Source organism: Planktothrix sp., from assembly GCF_046067725.1.
Classification (GTDB): domain Bacteria; phylum Cyanobacteriota; class Cyanobacteriia; order Cyanobacteriales; family Microcoleaceae; genus Planktothrix.
In genome coordinates this window covers 1-5,717 of the sequence record NZ_JBJUDF010000018.1, presented here as the reverse complement: position 1 = coordinate 5,717, position 5,717 = coordinate 1, and the positions used below count along the sequence as shown (strand labels likewise).

General features: G+C 42.2%; 6 protein-coding genes and 1 rRNA gene. All 7 read left to right on the top strand.

Translation table 11 applies throughout. The features are described from left to right. Positions 1-240 (top strand): 23S ribosomal RNA (locus ACKPEB_RS01025); the annotation flags it as partial. 155 nt (positions 241-395) lie between these two features. Continuing rightward, positions 396-929, top strand: coding sequence for an RDD family protein (locus ACKPEB_RS01020; RefSeq protein ID WP_408962907.1), 534 nt, complete (start codon positions 396-398; stop codon positions 927-929). A gap of 39 nt (positions 930-968) precedes the next feature. After that, on the top strand, positions 969-1,157 hold the full coding sequence (gene rpmG / locus ACKPEB_RS01015; protein ID WP_408962906.1) for a 50S ribosomal protein L33: 189 nt from the start codon (positions 969-971) through the stop codon (positions 1,155-1,157). Between the two features lie 82 nt (positions 1,158-1,239). Continuing rightward, a complete protein-coding gene (rpsR, locus tag ACKPEB_RS01010) occupies positions 1,240-1,455 on the top strand; it encodes a 30S ribosomal protein S18 (protein WP_408962905.1) in 216 nt (71 codons plus the stop codon). 8 nt (positions 1,456-1,463) lie between these two features. Continuing rightward, positions 1,464-3,479, top strand: a complete 2,016-nt coding sequence (locus ACKPEB_RS01005) for a ribonuclease catalytic domain-containing protein (RefSeq protein ID WP_408962904.1) — start codon at positions 1,464-1,466, stop codon at positions 3,477-3,479. 204 nt (positions 3,480-3,683) lie between these two features. Continuing rightward, a complete protein-coding gene (locus ACKPEB_RS01000) occupies positions 3,684-4,307 on the top strand; it encodes a 4Fe-4S single cluster domain-containing protein (protein ID WP_408962903.1) in 624 nt (207 codons plus the stop codon). Between the two features lie 233 nt (positions 4,308-4,540). After that, positions 4,541-5,717: AAA family ATPase (locus ACKPEB_RS00995; RefSeq protein WP_408962902.1), on the top strand; the 1,177-nt coding region annotated here is incomplete at its 3' end.

The following is a 5,717-nucleotide window of genomic DNA, read 5'->3' as shown; positions in this document are numbered from 1 at the left end:
GAGGACCGGGAGGAACGCACCTCTGGTGTACCTGTTATCGTGCCAACGGTAGACGCAGGGTAGCCATGTGCGGAGCGGATAACCGCTGAAAGCATCTAAGTGGGAAGCCCACCTCAAGATGATTGCTCTCATTGGGTTAACCAAGTAAGGTCACGGGCAGAACACCCGTTTATAGGTGTTAGGTCGAAGGGCAGTGATGTCCGCAGCCGAGACACACTAACAGACCGAGGGCTTGACCTCATCTCTTGTCTTCTGATTCTCTATGCAGTCTTCAATGTTTTGTTCATTATTTTTTGAATCAATTCAATCAGAAAATCAAGCCTCTTTCTAAATTAACCAGAAGGAGGTCTTGTTATTTTTAAGAATATAAAAATATTGGTTATTTGGCTCTGATCATGAGTTCTGATTTAATCCCTGTACCTGATCCTAAAGTACCTATGTGGCGTCGTTATGCGTCTTTAGGGATTGATTTGTTGTTGATTGGGTTAGTTTGTTTTGCTTTAAGTGCTAACGGGCTAACTCTATTGTTTGTATTCATGATTAGTTGGTTAGTCTGTCGTGTTGTTGTCGTGTCTAAGAATCAAGGGCAGAGTTTGGGACGCTGGGCTTTTGATATTCGAGTGGTTGACAGCCAATTTTACCGAACCCCTCGCCTTTTAGAACTAACAAAACGAGAAGTGGTAATTGGGTTAGCTGCGTTTTTATTTCTGCTGAGTTTAGGAGGTTTAGGGTCTGGGAGTGCAGCGATTATATTGTGGATGTTACCGATTATTATTGACGGTGGAGCCGTTTTATTTGATACCAGTCGTCATCCTCAGACGGTTCATGACCGCATTGGGCATACGATTGTGATTGGTAGCAGACGGGGCTACTCCCTGGATGTGAAAATCCGCTATTTGATTGACAAAGTGAAGCGAGAGATGAAATAATAAATATTTGTGCTTAAATAATCAAAACTGTTTACAATTATGGCTAAAGGTGTCCGCCTCATTATTACTCTGGAATGTACGGAGTGCCGTACAAACTCGGATAAGCGTACTCAAGGGGTGTCTCGATATACCACAACTAAAAATCGTCGGAATACGACAGGACGCTTAGAACTGAAAAAGTTTTGTCGCCACTGTAACAAACACACGGTTCACAAAGAAATTAAGTAGTGCCCCGGTTGGTGTTCATCCCTGAAACACTAACGTCCACCCTTAAACTCATTTCAGCAATTCATAGAGGATTAATTTCAGCATGACTTACTTCCGTCGTCAAGTGTCCCCCATTAAACCTGGAACTCCGATTGATTATAAAGATATCGAACTTTTGCGGAAATTTATTACAGAACGCGGTAAAATTTTACCTCGTCGGATTACGGGACTGACTTGCAAACAGCAACGAGATCTGACACAAGCAATTAAACGGGCTAGAATTCTAGCTATGTTGCCTTTTGTGAACAAGGAAGGCTAATTTTATCTGTGGAAAAGGGTACTCTGATTGAGCTTAGATTACACGGGGAGCGTCGCCTCGCCGTTGCTGACCGACCTGAAGGTAAAAAACACTGGGTTGTTATTGATGAAAACCTCCTAGCTCATACGATTCACCCTCGGCAAATTGCTTACGAGGTAACGGGGGCTACATATAAACCTGCGGATATCCCGGCGTTTACTCAAGAGTTACAGCCTTATCTTGATCCGTCGAGTTTAGAGGTGGCTTGGGAAATTTTAGTGGAGCAAGGAGAAACCGTAGACCCCAAAGAAATGGCTCTGCTTTTGTTTTCGGAGCAGAGTCCCCCTCAATGTTATGCCAGTTATGTGCTGTTATCTAATGATAAACTCTACTTCAAACAGAAGGGCGATCGCTACGAACCTCGCTCTCCTGGTCAAGTTGCAGAGATTAAACATCAGCAGGAAGTTGAACAGCAAAAGCAACGGGAAGTTCAAGAATATTGGCTACGGATACAAAAGAGACTAGCCGGTGAAGTGGTAGAATGGCAGAATAGTGATCGTAACCGCTTGGATGCGTTAGAGCGTTTGGCACTTTATGGAGAAGAAGCTTCCAATATTGCACCAGCTTTAGAAACGTTGGCAACTTTGGAACGACCTCAAACGCCCCAAGCGGCGTTTCAACTGTTAGTAGACTTAGGGATATGGGGTCTGCATGAAAACCTATCTCTACGTCGGAGTCAAATTCCCACCCAATTTTCAACTCAAGTGCTTGAAGTAGCTCGATGTTGCTTAAATTCTCCCCCCCCAGATCCTGATGCTAACCGTTTAGATCTGACTCATCTGAAGGTGTATACCATTGATGATGAGAGTACCCGTGAGATTGATGATGGTTTAAGCTTAGAGATTTTGGACGATGGACGACAACGAATCTGGATTCATATTGCTGATCCGACTCGTTTAATTTCCCCTGGGGATGAACTGGACTTAGAAGCTCGTCGGCGAACCACAACGGTTTATTTGCCGACGGGAATGGTTCCGATGTTCCCCTCAGAATTGGCAACGGGGCCGATGAGTTTAGTTCAGGGGCAAATTTGTTGTGCCTTGAGTTTTGGTGTGGTTTTGGACGCAACGGGTGGGGTACAAGAGTATAGTATTCATGTCAGTACGATTAAACCTACCTATCGCCTCACCTACGATGATGTGGATGAGATGTTGCAAATTGGGATTCAAGGGGAACCCGAAATTGATGCGTTAGCGATGTGGGCTAAACGTCGTAAGCAATGGCGGAATGCGAATGGGGCAATTAGTATCTATATGCCTGAGTCGCTCATTAAGGTGAATGGGGAGGAAATCAGTATTACGGTTTTGGAAGATTCTCCATCCCGTCAAATGGTGGCGGAAATGATGATTTTAACTGGGGAAGTCGCAGCCCGTTATGGCCAAACTCATAATTTAGCTTTGCCGTATCGCAGTCAACCCCAACCGGAATTACCCCCAGAAGAAGAATTAATGCAATTGCCGCCAGGGGCGGTTCGAGCTTGTGCGATGCGGCGTTATATGCCTCGTAGCGAAGTGAGTTTGACTCCTTCGCGTCATGCAAGTTTGGCGTTAGAGACTTATACCCAGGTGACATCACCCATTCGCCGTTATAGTGATTTGTTGGCTCATTTTCAAATTAAAGCTCATCTGCGAGGACAAACCCCACCTTTTTCTATAGAACAGATGCAGTCGATTGTGATGAGTTTAGGGCCTGCGGTGAAAGAAGCCTCTAAAGTCGAACGAGAAACAAATCGTTATTGGAGTTTGGAGTTTTTACGTCGTAATAGCGATGAAATTTGGCAAGCTACGATGTTGCGATGGTTGCGGGAAGATGCCAATTTAGGGTTAGTCTTTTTAGAAGAGTTAGCTTTAGAATTACCGATGCGATTTAGCCGTTCTGTGGAAGTTGGAGAACAGTTTGAAGTGAAAGTGAGTCATGTTGATCCCCGTTTGGATGTGATTCAATTTCAAGAAATTATTACTCCGACTGCTTCATCAATGGTTTAGTCTTTCCCAAAGATCTGTAAAAATTATTAATATTGGGTTTAATGATCAAAAACAAAGCCAAGGTAGAGGTATAAGAGGAGAAAAGGAGAAGAGGAGCATTTTTTTCTACTTCTTCCCCTGCTCCCTTTGCTTCCCCTGCTCCCTATTCCCCTTATAGAAACGTGTCAGAATTCGTCTCTAAAACATCGTTGGAAGGAGAACGCAATGAAAACAGTGAAGTCCGTACCCCCCTCTGAGCTATTTATTCCACCGGGATATCTCAATATTATGGGTTATGTGGATGAATCTGAGGTCAATGGCCCTGGATGTCGGGCTGTGGTTTGGGTTCAGGGGTGTTTGCGGGAATGTCCGGGGTGTTTTAATCCTGAGTCTTGGTCATTTAAACCTAATCAGTTAATTGCGGTTGCAGATCTAGCGGAACAAATTTTACAAAATCCTCGCAATCAAGGGGTGACATTTTCAGGGGGCGAACCTTTTTGGCAAGCTGAAGCTTTAACTCAATTAGCGAAACTTGTTAAAGCGAAAGGATTTAATGTTATGTCGTTTACAGGCTTTACTTTAGCAGAATTAAAATCTCCAGATGCGCCTCCCCACGCTCAAGATTTATTAGCAGAATTGGATATTTTAATTGATGGCCCTTATACAGAATCCTTAGCGATTCATTCTCCAAATTCTTTAGTTTCTTCTCGGAATCAAAGGGTTCACGTTTTTAATCAGGAATTACAAGATCAACTCACTTGGGCTTCAGATCAAGTTGAAATTCATATTCTCAAAGATGGACGAAGAATTATTACTGGATTTCAAGGTCACATGAATTTAGATGATTAGTGGGTTGAGAATTCTATTGATCAATCATTAAGACTTTTGCTCCTCAACCTAATAATAATTCGCTAAAATACAAGGCGAGAACCAATAGGTTGTAATAGGATAGCTTGATAAAAATTTGAGAGATTTACCTCTCGGAGAGTGACAGAAGAGGTATAACACAAATTGCGTTAATATAAGATTGATGAATGCAGCAACATCCTAAACCCATCCCTGTCAAGAGCAAGTTATGACCTATGATTCCTCAAAAACTCACCCTGAAAAATTTCCTCAGTTATCGAGAAGCAACCCTCGATTTTAGTGGTTTACATACTGCTTGTATTTGTGGTTCCAATGGGGCGGGAAAATCCTCCTTATTAGAAGCAATGGCTTGGGCTATTTGGGGAAATAGTCGGGCAGAATCCGAGGATGATATTATCTACATGGGAGAAATAGAAGCTCGTGTTGATTTTACCTTTATTAATCAGGGTAACTTGTATCGGGTGATTCGGAACCGTCGCCGAGGTCAGTCAGGAACCTTAGAATTTCAAGTCGCTACGACTCCATTACAAGAGATTGAAGATTTAGATTCTCTGAAGTTTCGCCCCTTAACTGAACGGGGATTAAGAGCTACTCAACAGAAGATTTTAGATTACTTAAAATTAGATTACGATACTTTTATTAATTCTGCTTATTTGAGACAAGGACGGGCGGATGAGTTCATGATCAAACGTCCGACGGAACGGAAAGAAATTCTCGCTAGTTTATTAAAATTAGATCAATATGATGGGTTATCAGAAAAAGCCAAAGATTTAGCCCGTGAGTATAAAGCCCAAGGGGAAGTTTTAGAACAAACCTTAACTTCAAATCAAGCTCAAATCGAACAAAGCGGTCAACTGAAACAGGATATTATTCAACTACAAAGTACCATTGATCATCTCCAAGAAAAACAAATCCAAGATCGAGATCATTATCAACAATTACAAGCTCAACAACATCATCGTCAAGCTTGGGAAAAGTTACTCACTGGACAACAGCAACAGCATCAGACTTTTTCCCAAGATTATCGACGTTTACAACAGGAATTAGTCGCCACTCAACAGCAATGTCAAGAACTCGAAGCGGTTTTACAACAAGAAACGGAAATTCAAGCTGGATATACCCATTTTCAAACCCTACAAACTACAGAAGAATCTCTATCGATCCAATTTAAACTTTATCAAGACTATCAACAGCATCGTCAACAGTTACAAGAACAACAACGTCAATATTTGAATGACTTACAACAGCAAATTCAAACCCTACAAGCTCGGTTTGAAGCGTTAACCCAACAGGAACAAGATTACTTACAAATTTTAAGCCAAAAACCTGATATTGAAGTGGGGTTAGAACAGTTACAAACGGCGCGAACCCGTTTAAATCAGTTTGACCAAT

Coding starts and splice junctions, on each gene's coding strand:
- ACKPEB_RS01020 (WP_408962907.1), top strand. CDS start 396: ATGAGTTCTGATTTAATCCCTGTACCTGATCCTAAAGTACCTATGTGG.
- rpmG (WP_408962906.1), top strand. CDS start 969: ATGGCTAAAGGTGTCCGCCTCATTATTACTCTGGAATGTACGGAGTGC.
- rpsR (WP_408962905.1), top strand. CDS start 1,240: ATGACTTACTTCCGTCGTCAAGTGTCCCCCATTAAACCTGGAACTCCG.
- ACKPEB_RS01000 (WP_408962903.1), top strand. CDS start 3,684: ATGAAAACAGTGAAGTCCGTACCCCCCTCTGAGCTATTTATTCCACCG.